Source organism: Saccharothrix sp. (assembly GCF_031180885.1).
In the GTDB taxonomy this organism is placed as follows: Bacteria; Actinomycetota; Actinomycetes; order Mycobacteriales; family Pseudonocardiaceae; genus Actinosynnema.
The window spans coordinates 1-18660 of the sequence record NZ_JAPSLK010000036.1 but is presented as its reverse complement, the minus strand read 5'-3'; the positions used below and the strand labels follow the sequence as shown (position 1 = coordinate 18660).

21 protein-coding genes are annotated in these 18660 nt (G+C 71.0%); 15 read left to right on the top strand and 6 right to left on the bottom strand.

Annotated elements, in window-relative coordinates:
• Window positions 1-2: 2 nt before the first annotated feature.
• The 12 genes from RIN75_RS30160 to RIN75_RS30105 all read left to right on the top strand — a co-directional run bounded on the left by RIN75_RS30160 (window position 3) and on the right by RIN75_RS30105 (window position 11760).
• A complete protein-coding gene (locus RIN75_RS30160) occupies window positions 3-1253 on the top strand; it encodes a cytochrome P450 (protein ID WP_309115435.1) in 1251 nt (416 codons plus the stop codon).
• A 246-nt stretch (window positions 1254-1499) separates the two neighbouring features.
• Window positions 1500-2201 (top strand): SDR family oxidoreductase, encoded by a 702-nt coding sequence (locus RIN75_RS30155; RefSeq protein WP_309115434.1) that lies wholly within the window; start codon window positions 1500-1502, stop codon window positions 2199-2201.
• A gap of 13 nt (window positions 2202-2214) precedes the next feature.
• Window positions 2215-2907 carry an alpha/beta fold hydrolase gene (locus RIN75_RS30150; RefSeq protein ID WP_309115433.1) on the top strand — a complete coding sequence of 231 codons (693 nt, stop codon included), beginning with the start codon at window positions 2215-2217 and terminating at the stop codon, window positions 2905-2907.
• A gap of 14 nt (window positions 2908-2921) precedes the next feature.
• On the top strand, window positions 2922-3746 hold the full coding sequence (locus tag RIN75_RS30145; protein ID WP_309115432.1) for an SDR family oxidoreductase: 825 nt from the start codon (window positions 2922-2924) through the stop codon (window positions 3744-3746).
• Window positions 3747-3788: 42 nt separating this feature from the next.
• Window positions 3789-6380, top strand: a complete 2592-nt coding sequence (locus RIN75_RS30140) for an amino acid adenylation domain-containing protein (protein WP_309115431.1) — start codon at window positions 3789-3791, stop codon at window positions 6378-6380.
• A gap of 35 nt (window positions 6381-6415) precedes the next feature.
• Entirely contained in the window at window positions 6416-6832 is a 417-nt protein-coding gene (locus tag RIN75_RS30135) for a hypothetical protein (RefSeq protein WP_309115430.1), read from the top strand.
• 137 nt (window positions 6833-6969) lie between these two features.
• Window positions 6970-9231 carry an Orn/Lys/Arg decarboxylase N-terminal domain-containing protein gene (locus tag RIN75_RS30130; protein WP_309115429.1) on the top strand — a complete coding sequence of 754 codons (2262 nt, stop codon included), beginning with the start codon at window positions 6970-6972 and terminating at the stop codon, window positions 9229-9231.
• Window positions 9232-9326: 95 nt separating this feature from the next.
• Window positions 9327-9938 carry an ABC transporter ATP-binding protein gene (locus RIN75_RS30125; protein WP_309115428.1) on the top strand — a complete coding sequence of 204 codons (612 nt, stop codon included), beginning with the start codon at window positions 9327-9329 and terminating at the stop codon, window positions 9936-9938.
• Window positions 9935-10678: a hypothetical protein gene (locus RIN75_RS30120; protein ID WP_309115427.1), complete on the top strand. Its 744-nt coding sequence runs from the start codon at window positions 9935-9937 to the stop codon at window positions 10676-10678. Before RIN75_RS30125 ends, RIN75_RS30120 begins: the two co-directional genes overlap by 4 nt.
• Before the next feature lie 96 nt (window positions 10679-10774).
• The gene (locus RIN75_RS30115; protein WP_309115426.1) at window positions 10775-10960 is read left to right on the top strand and encodes a hypothetical protein; all 186 of its coding nucleotides are present in this window, start codon (window positions 10775-10777) and stop codon (window positions 10958-10960) included.
• A gap of 18 nt (window positions 10961-10978) precedes the next feature.
• Entirely contained in the window at window positions 10979-11179 is a 201-nt protein-coding gene (locus tag RIN75_RS30110; RefSeq protein WP_309115425.1) for a hypothetical protein, read from the top strand.
• A gap of 92 nt (window positions 11180-11271) precedes the next feature.
• Window positions 11272-11760: a CAP domain-containing protein gene (locus RIN75_RS30105; RefSeq protein WP_309115424.1), complete on the top strand. Its 489-nt coding sequence runs from the start codon at window positions 11272-11274 to the stop codon at window positions 11758-11760.
• A 1-nt stretch (window position 11761) separates the two neighbouring features.
• Here RIN75_RS30105 and RIN75_RS30100 read toward each other — a convergent pair whose 3' ends face one another.
• Window positions 11762-12904, bottom strand: coding sequence for a hypothetical protein (locus RIN75_RS30100; protein ID WP_309115423.1), 1143 nt, complete (start codon window positions 12902-12904; stop codon window positions 11762-11764).
• A 144-nt stretch (window positions 12905-13048) separates the two neighbouring features.
• On the opposite strand from RIN75_RS30100, the gene RIN75_RS30095 reads away from it, so the two are divergent.
• Complete coding sequence (locus RIN75_RS30095) at window positions 13049-13807, top strand: NAD(P)-binding domain-containing protein (protein ID WP_309115422.1); 759 nt, start codon at window positions 13049-13051, stop codon at window positions 13805-13807.
• A gap of 141 nt (window positions 13808-13948) precedes the next feature.
• Window positions 13949-14428: a hypothetical protein gene (locus RIN75_RS30090; protein ID WP_309115421.1), complete on the top strand. Its 480-nt coding sequence runs from the start codon at window positions 13949-13951 to the stop codon at window positions 14426-14428.
• 3 nt (window positions 14429-14431) lie between these two features.
• On the opposite strand, the gene RIN75_RS30085 is transcribed toward RIN75_RS30090, so the two are convergent.
• The 3 genes from RIN75_RS30085 to RIN75_RS30075 form a co-directional block, all read right to left on the bottom strand.
• Window positions 14432-15250, bottom strand: coding sequence for a DUF4253 domain-containing protein (locus RIN75_RS30085; protein ID WP_309115420.1), 819 nt, complete (start codon window positions 15248-15250; stop codon window positions 14432-14434).
• 53 nt (window positions 15251-15303) lie between these two features.
• The gene (locus tag RIN75_RS30080) at window positions 15304-16029 is read right to left on the bottom strand and encodes a hypothetical protein (RefSeq protein ID WP_309115419.1); all 726 of its coding nucleotides are present in this window, start codon (window positions 16027-16029) and stop codon (window positions 15304-15306) included.
• A 163-nt stretch (window positions 16030-16192) separates the two neighbouring features.
• Entirely contained in the window at window positions 16193-16816 is a 624-nt protein-coding gene (locus tag RIN75_RS30075) for a hypothetical protein (RefSeq protein ID WP_309115418.1), read from the bottom strand.
• Window positions 16817-16833: 17 nt separating this feature from the next.
• Here RIN75_RS30075 and RIN75_RS30070 point away from each other — a divergent pair, with 17 nt between their 5' ends.
• On the top strand, window positions 16834-17001 hold the full coding sequence (locus tag RIN75_RS30070) for a hypothetical protein (RefSeq protein WP_309115417.1): 168 nt from the start codon (window positions 16834-16836) through the stop codon (window positions 16999-17001).
• A gap of 6 nt (window positions 17002-17007) precedes the next feature.
• Here RIN75_RS30070 and RIN75_RS30065 read toward each other — a convergent pair whose 3' ends face one another.
• Together RIN75_RS30065 and RIN75_RS30060 are read right to left on the bottom strand one after the other, a co-directional pair.
• Window positions 17008-18150 (bottom strand): hypothetical protein, encoded by a 1143-nt coding sequence (locus RIN75_RS30065; protein ID WP_309115416.1) that lies wholly within the window; start codon window positions 18148-18150, stop codon window positions 17008-17010.
• 100 nt (window positions 18151-18250) lie between these two features.
• The coding region (locus RIN75_RS30060) for a carboxyl transferase domain-containing protein (protein ID WP_309115415.1) at window positions 18251-18660 on the bottom strand (410 nt) is incomplete at its 5' end.

Genomic DNA, 18660 nt, shown 5'->3' with positions numbered 1-18660 from the left:
CGATGAGCACCGGAGCTTCGTCCGGCGTCGAGTACGAGAAGCTGCCGCCGGAGTTCTTCACCGAGCCCAACCCGAACCGGCACGCCGACAACGCCGCGCTGCGCTCGAAGTGCCCGGTGCACCAGGTCAACCACCCGGTCGGCGCCGAGGCGTACGTGGTCATGGACTACGAGACCGTGAGCAAGATGTTCTCCGACCCGCGGCTGTCCAAGAGCGTGTCGAAGGCGCCCGCGTGGTGGCAGGACCTGCTCAAGGACTCCAGCCCGATCCTGATCAAGAACATGCTCACCGCCGACGCCCCCGAGCACACCCGGCTGCGCAAGCTGGTGGCGCAGGCGTTCACCCCGCGCAAGATGCGGGAGCTGCGGCCGAAGATCCAGCAGACGTGCGACGAGCTGATCGACGCGTTCGGCGAGGGCGGAGCGGACCTGTTCACCGAGTTCGCGCTGCTGCTGCCGCTCAAGGTGATCTGCGAGTTCTTGGGCGTGCCCTTCGAGGACCGCGACAAGCTGCACGAGTGGGGCTTGTACCTCAGCGGCGCGCCCTACCACACCGACGAGGAGAACGCCAAGCTCAAGTGGGCCAGCGACAGCATGGAGCAGTACCTCAGCGACCTGCTGGCCCGCCGGCGCGCCGAGGGCCTGGGCGAGGACCTGGTGAGCGTGCTGATCCGCGCGGCGGACGAGGACGGCCGGTTCACCAACGACGAGCTGGTGTCCACGCTGGTCCTGCTCATCAACGCCGGCCACAAGACCACGGCGAACCTGATCTGCAACGGCATGGAGGCGCTGTTCGCGCACCCGGACCAGCTGGAGCTGCTGCGGTCCGACCCGGAGCTGGCGCCGAACGCGATCGAGGAGTTCCTGCGCTACGAGTCCCCGGTGTACCGGGGGACTTTGCGGGTGGCGGCGGAGGACATGGAGCTGCACGGGGTGCCGATCGGCAAGGAGTCCTTCGTACACCTGATGATCAGCTCCGCCAACCGCGACCCGGAGGTCTTCGAGGACCCGGACCGCCTGGACATCCGGCGGTCGAACATCCGCCACTTCTCGTTCGGGCACGGGGCGCACTTCTGCCCGGGCTCGCCGTTGTCGCGGCTGGAGGGCGAGATCGCGTTCAACACCCTGTTGCGGCGGTTGCCGGACATCGCACTCGGTGTGCCGCACGAGGAAGTCGCCTGGCTGTACGACAACTCCGTGGGGCGCGGGGTGACCAGCCTGCCGGTGACCTTCACGACGAAGCTGCCCGCCTAGCAGCCGAAGGCCGGGCGCGAAGCGCGAAGTTTTTGCGCGCAGCGCGTTCCGCGCGCCGCGCGGGGGCTCTTGCGGGGACGGCCCGGGTGGGGGTGGGTGGGTGGAACGACAAACCCCGGCCTCAGGCCGGGAGGAACAAACTCCCGAAGCCGACCCCGCAGCCCGGCCCCGAGGCCGCCGGTCCTCTCCACTGCGGAGCTGCCAAGCTGGGCCGGCCTTGATCAGCACAACCTCTTGGAGCACCACATGAGCGACACCCCCGTCACCCTGATCACCGGCGGCGGCAGCGGGATCGGCGCGGCCACCGCCCGGCAGCTGCTGGCCAAGGGGCAGCGGGTGGCCGTGGTCGGGCGCGGCAAGGAACGGCTGGACACCTTCGCCAAGGAGGCCGGCGAGCCCGACGAGCTGCTGACCATCCAGGGCGACGCCGCTGACTGGGACTTCGTCCAGAACGCCGTCCAGACGACGGTCGAGCGGTTCGGCCGGCTCGACGCCGCCGTGGGCAACGCGGGCTGGGCCTCGCACGACGACATCGCCGAGGGCGACCCGGCGAAGTGGCGCGAGATGGTCCTGACCAACGTGCTCGGCCCGGCCCTCCTCGTCCGGGCCGCGCTGCCCGCGCTCAAGGAGACCAGGGGCCGGCTCGTGCTCGTCGGCAGCGTCGCCGGGCACGTCTACGCGGCGGGCAACATCTACGGGATCACGAAGTTCGCGGTGACCGCCCTGGCGGAGAACACCCGCCGCCAGGTCACCGCCGACGGCGTCGGCGTCACCCTGATCTCGCCCGGCCGCACCGAGACCCCGTTCTGGGACGAGTACGGCGCGCTGCCCGACGGCCTGCTCCTGTCGGCCGACCAGGTCGCCGACACCATCGTCTACGCCCTGGGCCAGCCCTCCGGCGTGGACGTCAACACCATCGTCATCAGGCCCATCGGCCAACCCGTCTGAGGGGACGCGTGAAGTGAAGATCGGACTGGTGTGCCTGCCGTTCGCCGGGGCGGGAGCCTCGTTCTTCCACCCGTGGTCGGCGCACGCGGGTGACCGCCTCAAGGTGCTGCCGCTCCAGCTGCCCGGCCGGGAGCGGCGGATCGACGCCGAGCCCTACCGGGACGCGCACGTCGCGGCCGACGAGCTGCTGCCCGACCTGGTCGAGCTGCTCGACGGGCGCACGGACGTGGTCCTGTTCGGGCACAGCCTGGGCGCGGTCCTGGCCTACGAACTGGCCCACCGGGTCGTCGCCCAGCCGGGCCTGACCCTGCGGCACCTGTTCGTCAGCGGGTCGCCCGAGCCGCACACCCAGCGGGCCGCGCGGGCCACCGGTCTGTCCGACGACGAGTTCCTGGAGCGGGTCTCGCGGTTCGCGGGTTTCACCCACGAGGCGTTGCAGGACCCGGAGATGCGCGAGCTGATCCTGCCCACCCTGCGCGCCGACGTGGAGATGCACGAGAACTACCGGCCCAGCACGCACGACCGGCTGCCCGCGCCGATCACGTCCCTCCGCGGCTCGGAGGACACGCTGGTCACCGCCACGGAGGCCGCACGCTGGTCCGAGGTCGCCGGCGCCGGCTTCGAGTACGTGGAGCTGCCCGGCGGCCACATGTACCTCACCGAGTCGGCGCCGCAGTTGCTCAAGCTGATCGACACCGCGGTCTGAGGGGGACGACACCGATGCGCTTGACCGGGAAGGTCGTCGTCATCACGGGTGCGGCGCGGGGGATCGGGCGGGCCAGTGCGGTCGCCTGCGCCGCCGAGGGCGCGGACCTGGTGCTCCTGGACGTGTGCGCGGACCTGCCGGGCGTGCCCTACCCGTTGGGCTCGGCCGGCCAGTTGGAGCACACCGCCCAGTTGTGCCGGGACCGGGGCGCGTCGGTGCTCACCGCCAAGGCCGATGTGCGCGACACGACGTCGGTCCGGGACGCCGTGGCACTCGCGGCCGAGCGGTACGGCCGGATCGACGCCGTGGTCAACAACGCGGGCATCGCCGCGCCCTCGGGCAAGCGGGTCCACGAGATCACCGAGGACGAGTGGTCGCTCATGCTCGACGTCGACCTCACGGGGGCGTGGCGGCTCATCCGCGAGGTCGGGCGGATGATGAGCGACCAGCGCTCGGGCAGCATCGTCAACATCGCCTCCACCGCGGGCCTGGTCGGCTACCGGCACTTCGCCGGGTACGTGGCCGCCAAGCACGGCCTGGTCGGCCTGACCAAGGCCGCCGCGCTGGACTACGCGCCGATGAAGGTGCGGGTCAACGCGGTGTGCCCGGGCAACGTCCGCGACACCGCCGAGGCCGAGGGCCGGATGCTGCGCGAGATCGCGCGGGCCCTGGACGTCCCGGCGGACGAGCACGTGGCGGCCTTCACCCAGTCCCAGCCGATGAACCGGCTGGTCGAGCCGGACGACGTGGCCGGGGCGGTGGTGTTCCTGGCCTCCGACGACTCGGCCCAGGTCACCGGCTCCGTGCTGACCGTCGACGGCGGCTTCACCGCGCACTGAGCTACTGCCGCCCACCTCGCAACGCATTGACTAGGGGGACAAGTGTTTTCAGGTGCCCGATGCCACGCGCTGCGCGTCCGGCTCGCCGGTCCGGTGCGGCCGGAGGCGCTGACCGCGCCGACCAGGCTGTGGGTGGAGGACGTGCCCGCCACGTCCACCGAACCGCTCGCCGAGCGGCGGCGGTCGGTGGAACTGGGCCGCCCGGTCGGTGACCTGCGGTGCACCCTCCTGCGTTACCGGGACGGCGTCGCGGACCTCGTGCTGGTGGCCGACCGCGGCCACCTGGACGCGGCGGGCCTCCGGGCGGTGGCGTTGGCGCTGATGGGCGGATCGGCCGTCCCGTCAACTCCGAGGTCGGTGGTTTCCGTTGCGGCGGGCGGGGTTCCGGACTGGGCGGCTGCCCTGGAACCCGTGGAGGCCGGGTCGTTCGAGCTGTGCCTGCTGGGGTCGGAGGGCGGGACGGCGGAGTCGTGGCGGACGGCTCTGGCGATCACGCTGGTCCGGTACGCGTCCGTCGACTCGCCCGGCTGGGCGGTGATCGGCACGGACGCCGGCGCGGTGCGGGTGACGCCAGGCGGCCCGGCCGAGCCGACCGACGAACCGGCCTCGGTGGGCCTGCTGGTGTCCGATGTGGACTTCGGGGTCAACGAGTACCGACCGTGCCTGGCCGTCCCGTTCCCGCTGACGTTCTCGTTGTGGCGCAAGGGAGACACGGTCCGGCTGCGCTGCGACCACCAGGCCGGGCGGATCTCGCCGGCGCAGGTCGAGCAGTTCACCCGCCACTTGGCGCACGTCCACCGGCAGGTCGTGGCGAACCCCGAGGTGGCCGCCGACGACGTCGAGTTGCTGGACGCGGCGGAACGCGCGCGAGTGGCCGAGCTGGGCCGCCCCGCCGAGGAGCTGCGGACCACGCCGACCCGGATCGACGCGGCGTTCCGCGCGGTCGCGGCCCGCACGCCGGACCAGGTCGCGGTGACCGATGGCCAGGTGTCGCTGACCTACCACGAGCTGGACGAGCGGTCGGACGCGGTGGCGAGCGGGTTGCGCGCCCTGGGTGTGGTCGAGGGGGACCGGGTCGGGGTGTGCCTGGAGCGCACGGCCGAGCTGGTGGTGACCCTGCTGGGCGTGGTGAAGGTGGGAGCGGCTTACGTGCCCACCGATCCGGCCTACCCGGCGGAACGGCTGGCCTACACCGCCCAGGACGCCTCGCTGAAGCTGGTCGTGACGCGACTGCCGGAATTCCCCGGGGCACAGGCCGTGTCGCCGGACGACATCGTGGGTGCCGAACCGGTGTCGAGCACGGGATCGCCCGACGACCCGGCGTACGTGATCTACACGTCCGGGTCGACCGGCCGGCCCAAGGGTGTGGTGGTGCCGCACCGCAACGTGATCGCACTGGTGGACGCCACGCGGGACGAGTACCGGCTGGGGTCGGCGGACGTGTGGACGTTGTTCCACTCCAGCGCGTTCGACTTCTCGGTGTGGGAGATCTGGGGCTGCCTGCTCACCGGCGGGCGGCTGGTCGTGGTGCCGTACTTCGTGTCCCGCGAGCCGGAGCGGTTCCGGGACCTGCTGGCGGCGGAGCGGGTGACGGTGCTCAGCCAGACGCCGTCCGCCTTCAGCCAACTCCTCGACGTCCGCCACGACGACTTGGCGGTGCGGCTGGTGGTGTTCGGGGGTGAGCCGTTGGACCAGCGGGCGTTGCTGCCGTGGTTCGACGTGCACCCCGAGTCGGTGTGCCGGGTGGTGAACATGTTCGGCATCACGGAGACCACCGTGCACGTCACCCACCAGACGGTGTCGCGGGCGGACGCCCTGGCCGGGTCCCGGTCGGTCGGGCCTGCGTTGCCTGGTTGGCACCTGTACGTGGTGGACCCGCGGGGGCGCCTGCTGCCGTCGGGTGTGCCGGGTGAGATCTGGGTGGGTGGCGCCGGTGTGGCGGCGGGCTATCTGGAACGCGACGACCTGACCGCCCAGCGGTTCACCGATGACCCGGTCTTGCCGGGACGGGTCTACCACTCGGGTGACCTGGGTCGGCTGCGGCCCGATGGCGCGTTGGAGCACCTGGGCCGGATCGACAGCCAGGTGAAGGTGCGCGGCTTCCGGATCGAGCTGGACGAGATCCGGGCGGTGCTGCTGGAAGACCCGGACGTGCGGACGGCGGCAGTCGTCGTGCGGCGGGACGACCCGTACGACGCCGCCACCGCGCGGATCGACGCATACGTGGTCCTGGCCTCGGGCGATGCGGTCGGGGTGCGAAAGAGGGCCGCGGAGATCCTGCCGGACTACATGGTGCCGACGACGGTGACCGCGCTGGAGTCGTTGCCGTTGACGACAAACGGCAAGTTGGACGTGGCCAAACTGCCCGCGCCGTCGGCGGGACGGCCGGTGGAGGCCCCGGTCGGGGACGACCTGGCGTCGCGGTTGCGCGAGGTGTGGGGGTCGGTGCTGGGGGTGCCGGTCGGATTGGACGACGACTTCTTCGAGCTGGGCGGGAACTCGTTGTTCGCGGTGCGGATCGGGGCCCGGATGCGGGAGGGTGGGTTGCCCGCCTTGCAGTTGCGGGAGCTGTACCGGCACCCGACGATCCGGTCCGTGGTGTCCGCCCTCGCCGTCAAGGGAAATGGTGGGTAGTTCCACGCAAGAGATCCGGGTGCCAGACGCGCGCGATGTCGATCACGGCGTGGGCGCGGTGGCACGAGGATCGGTTGTCGTGGGCCGGGCGGCCGGCGCTGTTCGGGTTGCTGCGGCTGGGGACGCTGTTGGGGCCGGTCCGGCGGGTGCCCTGGTTGGGGTGGGTGGTCACCGATCCGGTGCTGGCGCGCGGGGTCCTGAACGACGGGGCGCACTTCACGCTGCTCGGTGAAGGTGGCGTGGGGCACCTGTGGGAGCAGGTGCTGGGCGACTACGTCAACCGGATCTTCGACGGTTTCGGGCACGCCGACCCGCGGTCCCGGGCCCGGGACCTGTTCACCGACGCCTCGCGCGGTGTTCCGGTCCGGGCGGCCGGTGGTGGTGGGGCCGCGACGGCCGGCTCGTGGGGTGCTCGTCCCGTCTTACGCGTCGTTGCCGATCCGGCTGGGTGATCGTCGGTCGAGGTGGATACCGAAAAGTCGGGTTTCCGTCACCTGAGTGGCGGCCTGCGGTCACGCTTTCGAGTAATCGACAGCCGGGGTGGCGGGTCTTGAGACTCAGGGGTCCGCCCTACGGAGAAGAGTCGACGATGTCCCGCTCAACGGTGATGGTCGCGGTGGACGCGAGTGGCGCGGTCGCGCGTGGCCAGGTGGAGGCGATCTGCGCGGAGTTGCGCGAGGAGGGGCACGACATCGTCCGGGCGCACACGGCCGAGGACGCGCTCGCGTTGACCCAGAGCCGGGCGGACCTGTCGGCCGCGCTGGTGTCGTGGCACCTCGACGAGCCCGAGACCGTCCTGCGGGCGCTGATGGGCCGGTTCACCAAGCTGCCGGTGTTCCTGGTGACCACCGCGACCTCGGTGGACGACCTGCCGTTGTGGGTGTCGGAGGCGGTGTCCGGGTACGTGTGGCTGCTGGAGGACACGCCGGACTTCATCGCCGGCCGGATCGGGGTCGCCGCCGACCGGTACCTCGACGGCGTCCTGCCGCCGTTCTTCCGCGAGCTGCGCCGGTTCGACGACACGCACGAGTACTCCTGGCACACCCCGGCGCACGCGGGCGGCGTCGCGTTCCTCAAGTCGCCGGCCGGGCGGGCGTTCTTCGACTACTACGGCGAGCGCCTGTTCCGCACCGACCTGTCGATCTCCGTGGGCGAGCTGGGTTCGCTGTTCGAGCACACCGGCCCGATCGGCGACGCCGAGCGCAACGCCGCCCGGACCTTCGGCGCGGACCTGACCTACTTCGTCCTGCACGGCGACTCCACCGCGGACCGGATCGCGTGCCACGCCAGCATCGCCACCGACGAACTTGTGCTGGTGGACCGCAACTGCCACAAGGCGATCTACCACGGGCTGACGATCACCGGGGGCAGACCGGTGTACCTGGTGCCCACGCGCAACGGGTACGGGCTCATGGGGCCGATCCCGCCGGCGGCGATGACGGCGGCGGCGGTGGCCGAGGGGGTGCGGCGCAGTCCGTTCGCGGCGGGGGCGGTCGGTGCTGATCCGGTGTACGCGGTGATCACCAACTCGACTTACGACGGGCTGTGTTACGACGTGGTCCGGGTCGCCGAGTTGCTGGGCGAGACGGTGCCGCGGCTGCACGTGGATGAGGCCTGGTTCGCGTATGCGCGGTTCAACCCGTTGTACGCGCGTCGGTACGGGATGTCGGTGGACGTGTTGCCCGAGGACACGCGGCCGACCGTGTTCTCCACGCAGTCGACGCACAAGCTGCTGGCCGCGATGTCGCAGAGTTCCATGGTGCACGTCAAGAACTCGCAGCGGTCGCCGGTGGAGCACAGGCAGTTCAACGAGACGTTCATGATGCACGCGACGACCTCCCCGCTGTACCCGATGATCGCGGGCTTGGACGTCGCGGCGGCCATGATGGACGGTCCGGGTGGGCGGTGGCTGACCGACGAGGCGATCACCGAGGCGATCCGGTTCCGGCAGGCCGTGGCCCGGTTGGGGCGGAGGATCCGGGACGCGGGGGACCGGCCGGACTGGTTCTTCGGCACCTGGCAGCCGGAGTCGGTGGCCGATCCGGCGACCGGCGAGGCGCACGCGTTCGCCGACGCGCCCTTGGACCTGCTGCGGACCTCGCCGGAGTGCTGGACGTTGGCGCCGGGGGCGCAGTGGCACGGGTTCGAGGGGATGGAGGAGGGGTACTGCCTGCTGGACCCGGTGAAGGTGACCATCACGTGCCCCGGGGTGGACGCGGCGGGCAACGTCGGCAGCACGGGGATCCCGGCGCGGGTGCTGACGATGTACCTGGAGGCGCGGGGGATCGTGGTGGAGAAGACCGACTCGTACACGTGCCTGATCCTGTTCTCGATGGGGATCACGAAGGGCAAGTGGGGGACGCTGCTGGACGCGTTGCTGGACTTCAAGTCGTTGTACGACCGGGGTGCGGCGGTGGTCGACGTGCTGCCGGAGCTGGTTCGGGCGCATCCGGACCGGTATGCGGGGTTGTCGTTGCCGGCGTTGTGCGAGCAGATGCACCTGCAGTTGAGCAAGAGCGAGCTGACGGCGTTGTTGGACGAGGCGTTCACCCATCCGACGCCGGCGGTGGCTACGCCCGCGCAGACGTACCAGAAGCTGATCCGGGGTGGGGCGGAGCCGGTGCGGTTGGCGGAGATCGCGGGGCGGACGGTGGCGACGATGGTGGTGACCACGCCGCCGGGGATTCCGGTGCTGATGCCGGGGGAGAGCACAGGCGGGGCAGGCGGGCCGGTTTTGCGGTATCTGGGGGCCTTGGAAGCCTTTGATCGGGAGTTTCCAGGCTTTCCGAGCGAGACGCACGGGGTTACCCGGGACTCTTCGGGCGACTACTGGATCTCCTGCCTGCGGTAGCGCGTAGTGGGTGGTCGCTGAACCGGGTGACGGGGTGGCTGGGCTACTTTGCGGGTCTAGCGCGGGGGTCGTGCTGGAGTCGTGGGGAGTGTCCTGTGTTGGCCGTCGCCGGGGTTCGGAAGTCCTACCGGAAGCGGGAGGTGTTGCGCGGGGTCGATCTTGACGTAGGCGGGGGTCAACTGGTCGGAGTCGTGGGGGAGAACGGGGCCGGCAAGACGACCCTGTTGCGGATCCTGTGCGGGCAACTGCGGAGTGACGCCGGGACCGTGGAGGTGTCCGGGAGGCTCGGTTATTGTCCGCAGAAGCCGGTGCTGAACAACGATCTGACCGTTGACCAGCACCTCCGGTACTTCCAGATCGCCTATCGGCTGCCGGAGCTGCGGCGGGCGGACGAGTTGATCGAGCGATTGGGATTCGGGGAGTACCGGGGGACCGCCGTCAAGGAGCTGAGCGGGGGGACCCGGCAGAAGGTCAACCTGGTGCTCGCCCTGATGCACGACCCTGCCGTGGTGTTGCTGGACGAGCCCTACCAGGGGTTCGACTGGGAGACCTACCTGCGGTTCTGGGAGATCGCGGCGGGGCTGCGGGCGGCGGGGCGGGCGGTGCTGGTGATTTCGCACCTCGCCTACGACAGCGTCCGGTTGGACACCCTGCACCGGCTGCGTGACGGCGTCCTCGACCACGCGGTTGCGGTGAGCCCTGCATGACCTCGTACGGCGTAGCGGCCCGCTTCACGCTCTTCGTGCTGGCCCGCAACCGGTTGGCGATGGTGTTCCTGGCCGTGCTCATCCCGGTCGGGGTCGCGCTCGCCTACAACGTGGTCAGCCACGACGTCCTGCCGTTCCACCACGGCAGCACGGGCTCGGTGATCCTCGGCGGCGGCGAGAAGATCACCATGATCAGCTGCGCCTTGAACGCGTCGTGCCAGCTCATCGGGTTCGCGATGTTCAGCTCGGCCAAGCACGCCGAGGACTTCGACCTCCGCCTCACCGCCGCCGGCTACTCCCGCACCGCCATCCTGCTGTCCAAGCTCACCTCCCTCACCGCCTTCGCCGCCCTGGTCGCCGCCTACGCCGCCGGGTGGATGCGCTGGTTCTGGCCCATGGAACAACCCCTGTCGATGTGGGTGGCGGTGTTCCTGGCGGGCCTGGTGTACGGGGCGATGGGGCTGTTCCTGGCGCTGTTCCTGCCAGGGCAGCTCGAAGGCATGTTCACCATCATCACCATCGCGATCACCGACCTGTTGTTGCAGAACCCGCTGATCAACAAGTCGTCGGGTGGCGGTCTGATGGAGGCATTGCCCGCGTACGGGGCGATGCAACTCGGGCTCGGGGCGGGGTTCACTTCGTCGGTGCCGGGTTCGGCGGTGGTGAGCAGTCTGCTGTGGACGGTGCTGTTCGCGGCGACCGCGTTCGTGGCGTTCATCAGGCGGACCCGGGTGGCCTGACCGGAGAAGTTGCACGGGTTGTGCAGGTTGTTCGGCTGTGGAGCCTGACGTGCGGGCTGTGATCCTTCCGCTGTCCCCGGACGTGAGGAGCGCGGAGTGGGTTCGCGGAAGTGGCGCGTCGCCGTGGTCGTGGCGGCGGTTGTCGTGGTGGGCGGGGGTGCGGCGCTGGTCGTCGACGACCACCTGCGGGCAGTGGTGTCGAAACCGGCGCGCAGGGCGGTCAGCTCCTCGGCGGTCGGCTCGTGGCCGGCGGCGACCATGCGGGACACCTCGCGGAAGTAGTCCTCGTATCCGGCGGGCGTGAGGATCATCAGGCAGCGGGCGGGCTTGCTCGTGGCGTTGCGGAAACCGTGCGCCGACCCGCGCGGCACGGCCACCGCGCCGCCCGCGCCGGACAGCGTGATCCGGTACGCGCCGCTGATGGCGGGCAGTTCCTCGACGTCCTCGGGACGCCTGACGCCCAGTGTCATGTCGCCAGCCTACGTTCCACCCGGTCGGTAAACCTTCAGCACACGACCTGGTGAACGTGTCCGCGTGTCGTTCCTCCGCCGATCCGCCGGGTAACCGACCTGCACAGCGGAGGAGTGAACGTCATGAAGCGCAGTTTCTTCGCCCGCGGCAAGGAGCGGGCGCTGGTGGCCTGTGCGGCGGCGGCGGTGTTGGCCGCGGTGACCGCTCAGCAGAGCGACGCGCAGCCGGCGAACCGGGTGTCCGCCGCCGACCGGGTCGTGGAACTGGTCAACGCCGAGCGGGCCGGTGCCGGGTGCGGTGCGGTGAAGGTGGACGGGCGGGCGCAGTCGGCCGCGCAGTCCCACGCCGACGACATGGCCGCGCGCGACTACTACGACCACGTCAGCCCCGAGGGCCGCGACGCCGGGGACCGGCTGGACGCCGCCGGCTACCCGTGGCGGCGGGTCGCCGAGAACATCCACAAAGGACCGACCACGCCCGAGGACGCCATGCGGGACTGGATGAACAGCCCCGGTCACCGCGCCAACATCCTCAACTGCGAGTTGCACGACCTGGGCGTGGGCGTGAACACCAGCGGGTCGTACTGGGTTCAGGTCTTCGCGTCTCCCTGAGTCAGCACACGTTCTGACTGCTGTTGACCAGGGTGTTGTTGCGGAAGACCGTGTTGTTGCCGCACGGGCTCTCGCGGATGGACGAGTTGGTGACGGTCAGGTTCTGGATGTAGATGTCGGAGTTGTTCGGGAACTCCGAGCGCGCGGCCAGGCGGATCTCACCGCCGCCGTAGACCGACCCGCTCTGGGTGGCGATGGTGACGTTGTAGCAGTTCTCGACGAGGATGGCGTTGTTGCCGGTGTTGGCCAGGTCGATCCGGTCGATGGCCAGGCCGCCGCTCTCCGACACGCAGAACACGCCACGCCCGCCGCCGCGCGCCTTCACCAGCCCGACCCGGATGTTGGTGGGGTAGCCGGTGCCGACGCGGCCGTTGCGGTTGGCCACCCGGAAGGCCGCGTACCCGGTGCCGGTGCCCGCGTTCTCGGCGTCGACGGTGCCGATGGTGGCGTTGATGGTGTTGTTGAGCAGCAGGCCGGAGTCCCGGGTGTTGCGGGCGGTCACGGTGCCGATGGTGAGGCCGTCCACGCCGTAGGTCTCGACGCCGTGGGTGCCGGTGCCGGAGACGTACACGTTGTCGATGCGGATGTTGCGGCTGCGGACGCTGGTGTTGCCGAGGTTGTCGATCCGGATGCCCAGGCCGGAGGACAGCCGCATGTCGATCTGGCCGAGGACGACGTTGGTGACGTTGCGCATGAAGATGCCGTAGAGCGGGGTGCCGGTCACGCGCAGGTGCTGCACCTCGACGTCGGTCGTGCCGCGCGAGTAGACCGGGGCCTGGTCGCCGGAGCCGGTGCCGGTGACGTTGATCGTGCCGCACACGTCGAGCGCGGTGTAGCTGGGCAACGAGATCCGCGATCCGGCGCTGATCGTGCCGCCCTGCCAGACGACCACGCGCTCCTTCCACGTCCGGCCCGCGGTGAGGCTGCCGATCGCGGCCTGGACCGCCGCCCGCATGTCCGAGCCCGTGTAGACGACCGCGCTGCCGCGGCGGGCGGTCCACGTGCCGCCGCTGGACCAGGCCTCCGCGTGCCAGGTGCCGGCGCCGCAGTCGGCGGTGGCCCGTGGCGGTTCGGCGGTGGCTGGGGGAGCGAGGACCAGGCCGGCCAGCAGTGATGCGGCGACCGCCCACTTGGTGTGCTTCATTGCACGTCCTTCCGGGTTGGGAGCGCTCCCAGCGCACCGTAGCGCGGGCTTCGGGCACGGCTCAAGGGATTCGCGGTGGTGTGGGGGTGTCCGGGTACGGTTCGATCACCGGGTCTTTGCGGCTGCGACGACGAGGGGGTTGGCGTGTACGGGTTCGTGGGTGCGGGCGCGTTGACGGCGGCGATCGTGGAGGGCCTCGGCGATGGGGTGGCCGAGCCGCCGGCGGTGTTCCTGTCGCCGCGGAACCGTGCGGTGGGACTGGAGTTGGCCGGGCGGTTCCCGAACGTGCGGGTGTGCGACAGCAACCAGGAGGTGCTGGACCGGGCGGCGGTGGTCGTGCTGGCGGTGCGTCCCCAGGTTGGCGCGGAGGTCGTCGGGGGGTTGGTGTTCCGGCCGGATCACGTTGTGGTCAGTGCGCTGGCCGGTGTTTCGCTGGCCCGGCTCAAGGAGTGGATCGCGCCCGCCACCGAGGTCGTTCGCACCATTCCGTTGCCGGCGGCGGCTCGGCGGCAGAGCCTGACCGTGCTCTACCCGGACCAGCCGGTGGCTCGTGAGTTGCTGGAGCGGGTCGGCGGGGTGGTCGTGCCGGGTGAGGAGTCGACGCTGGAGGCGTTCAGCGCGGCGACTGCCACCTTCGCCGCACATCTGGACTACCTGGCCACGGTCGCGGACTGGCTGGCCGCGCAAGGAGTGAAGGAAGAAGACGCGACCGGGTACATCGCGCACATCTTCGGGCAGTTGGGGCAGTCGTTGGGGCGGGCGACGTCGCTGACGGCGTTGACCGAGGAGCACATGACGCCGGGTGGGCTCAACGAGCAGGTGTTGGGTGATCTGCGTGGTGAAGGGATGCCGGACATGGTGCGGCGTGCGCTCGACCGGGTTCTGGGTCGCCTGCGCGGCTGACCTGGGGTAGCGGGTCGCACTTCGTTCGACGCGTGGCGCTACTCGTTCGGGTGGTCACCTGGTGCTGCCGTTTTTCCGTTCTGCCGCCGGGCATCCCGCCTCTGGCGTGGTCGGAGGGGCCGCGGGAGACGGGAGGTCGTGATGGCTGTCGGGGCGTTCGGGCGGGCGGTGCTCGCCGGCGGGCTGGTGCTGGGGAGCTGTGTGGTAGCCGCGCCCGGTGCGGGGGCGTTGGGACCCATGGTGCCTGATGGTGCCAGGGCGGTTGACGGTCCCAGCACCTTCAAGGCGGTGATCGACGAGAAGGTCACCAAGGAAGCCGACGGGTACGCGTTCACCGGGACGGTCGCCTGTCCGGAGCAGGAATCGCCGGTCGACTTCACCAAGGTCGTCCTCGTCGTGACGCAGGGGAAGGCCGTGGCGAAGGCCGAGGGGGACGAGGTGGAGTGCGAGGGGGAACAGGGCCGGGCCGCGGCGGACGGCAAGTGGAAGGTCCTGGTGAAGCAGGAACAGGAGTCGCGTGAGTCCGGCGGGATGAAGCCGGGCGAGGCCGACGCCTACGTGTTCATCGTGCAGGGGACGATGGTCGACATCGGCAAGGGAGCGGTGACCCTGCCGGAGTGATCATCAGTCCCACCAGAAGGCCCACGAGTGGTCGCCGACCAGGCGTTCGGCGTACGCCGACAGGGGTGTGACGCCCTGCCAGACGTTGTCGGGGCAGAACGCGAAGTGCTCGGCGGCCACCGCCAGCGCCTGGTCGTGCGTGGTGGGCGGGGCGGCGACGCTGAGCAGGAGGGTCGAGAACCCGACGCCCACGACCCGCGCGCCGAACCGGTCCTCCCAGCTGCGCAGGACGGCCGAGATCTCGGCGGTGTCCTCGGTGTAGTTGGCCGGGCCGAACCAGCCGGCGGCGGCGAGCGCGTCCGCGCCACGGTCGGCGGCCACCAGGCCCAGGCGCATCGACGGGTGGTCGGTCAGCAGCTGCCGGGCCAGGCCGTCGGCGATGCGGTCCGGGTCGGCGCCGGTGGGCGGTTGCGGCGCCAGGCCGGGCCAGGTGCGGCCGAACGGGGCGGTGTCGGGTTCGGATGTGGAGATGTCGGTGTGTTCGGCCCACCACGCCGCCAGCAGGGCGGCCGGGTCGTGCGCGCCCGGGGAGGTCATCTCGGCGGGGGCGACTTCGCCGGTGCCCCACGGGCGGTACTCCGGGTCGTGGTCGTCCAGAGCGTCCAGCAGGAGTGGCCACAGGCCCGAGCGGGGGTGTTCTTCGCGTAGTCGCGACCACAGTCCTTCGGGTGCGGGGCCGTCGCTGAGCCAGAACGCGGGTCGGCCGGCGTCGTCCTGCGGGGCGACGGGGCGGCCCGGCGGCAGCGGGACCGACAAGGACCGGCGGACAGGGTCGGCGAACAGCGCCCGCAGGTCCGGGGGCAGCGGCGGCTCGGAGGTCATGATCGGGATGGTAAGCGGTGGGTACGACAATCCGGCGGCCGGCGGACGAGAGTTCACCTGCGGGTGATCGCGCCGTGCACGGCTGACGGGCCGTGGTGCGTGTCGCCGCCGAACGCGGCCGTGTAGCCCTCCAGGAGCGTGTTCACGCCGAGGTTGAAGGGCACGCGGGAGTCGCAGGTCGCCGCGCCGAGGGCGTTGGTCGTCGCCGCGCACAACGGGCTTCCCTTGACCGTGCGGAAGTCGATGAGCTTGCCGGCGACGGGACGTCCGGTGTGGCTTTCGGTGAGCGTGGCGGTGATGCCGGTGACGGTGAGGCCGCCCCGGTTGACGATCTTGCCGGTGCCGCCGGTGAGCCGCGTCCGGGCGGGCGGGACGGCGTGGATGGCGATGCCGACCGGGTTCACGCCCACCGGGATCGTGGCTTCGACGGCGAGGGTGGCGGTGTCGACGATCGACAGGGAGTTGCCGTGGGAGTTGGTGACGTAGGCCTTGGCGCCGTCCGGGGTGAGGGCGACGCTGATCGGCCGGTCACCCACCCGGATCGTGGTGACGGGCGTCCGGTTCGCCAGGTCGAGCACGGACAGGGTGTCGCCCTCGCTGTTGGTGACGAACGCGCGGGCGCCGTCGAACGCGACGCCCACGCCGTAGGGGGAGTCGCCCTGGTTGTCGACGAGCGCGGTGGTGAGGGCGTTGGTGGCGGTGTCCAGGACGGACACCCCGCCGCCGTTGTTGGCGACGTGGGCCAGGACGCGGGTGGTCTGCGCTGCGGCCGAGGGCACCAGGAGCGTTGCGGCTGTGACGGCGGCGGCGAAGGCCGTGCCCAGCTTGCGAACCCGTCAGCTCACGGCGACCTCCACAGCCCGGTGGGATACCCGGCCCATCGCGGGCGGTGGACGGTTCGTTAGCCCGATTCGGTGACGAACTTGCCCGGCGACCGGGTGGTTACGGTGCGGTGTTCACGGCGATCTCGTCGCCCAGTCGGGCGCCGTGGAGGAGGGGGAGGTCGTCGCCGCTCCAGAAGCGGCCGGGGTCGTACCAGTTCGGTTTGCGGTCGGCGGGGAGCAGTCCCATGGCCTGGTAGGTGACGGCGACGATCTCGGCGCAGTACGCGGTTTCGAGGGCGGCGTCATGGTGCCTGCCGAGGGGGATGCGGCCGTGCAGCCAGCGGGTGGCGAGGCGGGCGGTGGAGGGGAAGGGGGTGCCGTCGAGGCGGGCGATCGTGCGCAGGACGGCGTCCTCCATGTCCCGGGTGACCTCGTGGTCGAGTTGGCGCAGCCAGGCGCGTTGGCCGTACTTGCGCGCCCACGTGAGGACGGCTTGCTGGAGGTCGTGCAGTTGAGCGCCGCGCTGCTGCTTGCCGGACCACATGTCGGGCAGGGAGCGGCCCAGTTCGGCGTGCCACATGAGGGGCGGGAGGTCTTCGATGACGACGGACATGCCGACGTGGTTGACCGGGCTGTTGGTGAGCGCCTGGATGGCCCGGTCGGCCGGGCTGCGGCCGCGGAAGACCCAGAGGTCGCCGGTGCGGGTGGTGCCGAGAGCTTCGTCCAGGGAGATGCCCGCCACGGCAGTAGCCTAGGGGCATGCGCTGGTGGAAGCTGCTCGGGTTGGCGGCCTTCGTGGGGGTTGCCGCTACCGGGGTCGCGGTGGCCCGGGCGGAACGCCGTCGTCGTGCTTTCACGCCGGACGAGGTCCGGGAACGGCTCCACGCCCGGTTGGCCGAGGCCGAGCGTGGGTCCCGTTCGTCCTGAACCGGGTCAGAGGCGGCCGGTGGGGAGTCTGCCGGCGTTCATCGCGGTCACCTGGTCGTCGCTGAACGGCGGGCTCAGCAGGGTCGTCCGTTGGGCGTGGCAGCGGAACATGTCGGCGATGTAGTGCATGCGGTCCGGCAGGTCCGACCAGTCCTGGGCGGCGGTGTCGCGCAGGGAGTCCGGGGTCGGGTCCACCTGCGTGAGCAGGGCCAGGAGTTCCGGGTCCACGAGTTCCGCCAGCAGGGGTGGGAAAGGCGCGTCCAGGTCGGTGCTCAGGTCCAGCAGTTCGTCCGGCAGGGCCAACGTCATCAGGTGCCGGGTGACGGCCTGGCGGGCCAGGGTACGGGCCTGGTCGGCCAGGCGGTCGGACGCGGCGCGGAGCCTCGATCGGCGGCCCAGGACGGTCAGCAGGGCTCGGCGCAGCCACTTCGTGACGCGGTTGCCCGGGAGGAGCAGGTCCAGGAGCCGGTGGTACAGCTCCGCCGGGTCGACGACCGGGGCCTCCATGGCCGCCTGGATCTCCGGTTGCAGGCGGGTTTGTTCGTGCAGACCCACTTCCAGGTTGGCCAGCAGGAGGAGTTCCGCCCGCTGCTTGGGGTCCGCGGTGGTCGTCGCCCGGTCGTAGTGGGTGAACGCCTGGCGGAGGTGGTGCTGGCCGTCCGGCGGGTCGCCCGGGCGCAGCGTGGCCACGAAGTCGGTCACCGGGCCCGTCCAGGCCAGGAAGCGGGCGAACTCGTGCGCGATCTCCTCGAACACCTTGAGGTTGCCGCGCGCGGCGGCCGCGCTGACCTCGTCCAGCCGGGCGGTGGCGAGCACCGCCTGTCTGGCCAGTGACGTGACCGCGGTGAAGGGCAGGGGCGCGACTCGGCGCAGTCCCGCGACCAGCAGTTCGACCGCCTCGGGGTCGGGGAGGCGTTCGAGGGTGCGGCCGAGGTCTTCGCCGCGGATGGTTTGGCCCACCTGCTTGGACGCCCACACGGCGAAGGTGCACCAGTTCGCGGAGCCACCGGTGCGGGCGGCCAACGCCTTGGAGAGCAGGTGGTAGCAGTGGGTGATGCGGAGGTTGCGCAGGACGGGGTCAGGGTCCTGGGTGATCGCGTGGACCTCGGCTGTCGTCGGTGCCACGACGTCGACATCGGATTGGTTCATCCACCTGACCTTTCCCCCGGGGGCTGCACCGATCAGATCGTTCGGGGGAGGTGGAATGTGACGCGGTCCGGCGGGTGAGCGCCGGACCGCGTCGGACGCGTCACCGCGTGAGGCCGCGTTCGATGGCCTCGATGATCTGCTTGCGCAGCTCGCCGGCGGGCACGATGGCGTCGACCGAGCCGACCTCGACCGCCCGGCGGATGCTGTGGACGCGGTCGAACTCCGCGGCCACCTCGGCCAGCTTCTCGGCCCGCACGGCGGTCCGGGTGCCGGCCAGTTCGGCGGTCAGGGCCGCGCGCTCGGCGCCCGTGGACTCCGCGACCTGGGCCTCCAGCTTGCGGACCCGCGGGTCGTTGGCGGTGCGGCCGTCGACGTCGCGGGAGAAGACCACGGCCGCGGCCGGCGCGCCGCCGATGACCGACGCGAACGAGCCCTCGACGGCCAGGACCGTCATGTTCGGGTTGAGCGCCTTGGAGAACACCACGAACGCGCCGCCGTGGTAGCGGGAGA

Bases quoted from the DNA above. Each gene is read 5' to 3' on its own strand.
- RIN75_RS30160 (WP_309115435.1), top strand. From the start codon at position 3: ATGAGCACCGGAGCTTCGTCCGGCGTCGAGTACGAGAAGCTGCCGCCG.
- RIN75_RS30155 (WP_309115434.1), top strand. From the start codon at position 1,500: ATGAGCGACACCCCCGTCACCCTGATCACCGGCGGCGGCAGCGGGATC.
- RIN75_RS30145 (WP_309115432.1), top strand. From the start codon at position 2,922: ATGCGCTTGACCGGGAAGGTCGTCGTCATCACGGGTGCGGCGCGGGGG.
- RIN75_RS30135 (WP_309115430.1), top strand. From the start codon at position 6,416: ATGTCGATCACGGCGTGGGCGCGGTGGCACGAGGATCGGTTGTCGTGG.
- RIN75_RS30130 (WP_309115429.1), top strand. From the start codon at position 6,970: ATGTCCCGCTCAACGGTGATGGTCGCGGTGGACGCGAGTGGCGCGGTC.
- RIN75_RS30120 (WP_309115427.1), top strand. From the start codon at position 9,935: ATGACCTCGTACGGCGTAGCGGCCCGCTTCACGCTCTTCGTGCTGGCC.
- RIN75_RS30105 (WP_309115424.1), top strand. From the start codon at position 11,272: ATGAAGCGCAGTTTCTTCGCCCGCGGCAAGGAGCGGGCGCTGGTGGCC.
- RIN75_RS30100 (WP_309115423.1), bottom strand. From the start codon at position 12,904: ATGAAGCACACCAAGTGGGCGGTCGCCGCATCACTGCTGGCCGGCCTG.
- RIN75_RS30090 (WP_309115421.1), top strand. From the start codon at position 13,949: ATGGCTGTCGGGGCGTTCGGGCGGGCGGTGCTCGCCGGCGGGCTGGTG.
- RIN75_RS30085 (WP_309115420.1), bottom strand. From the start codon at position 15,250: ATGACCTCCGAGCCGCCGCTGCCCCCGGACCTGCGGGCGCTGTTCGCC.
- RIN75_RS30070 (WP_309115417.1), top strand. From the start codon at position 16,834: ATGCGCTGGTGGAAGCTGCTCGGGTTGGCGGCCTTCGTGGGGGTTGCC.
- RIN75_RS30065 (WP_309115416.1), bottom strand. From the start codon at position 18,150: ATGAACCAATCCGATGTCGACGTCGTGGCACCGACGACAGCCGAGGTC.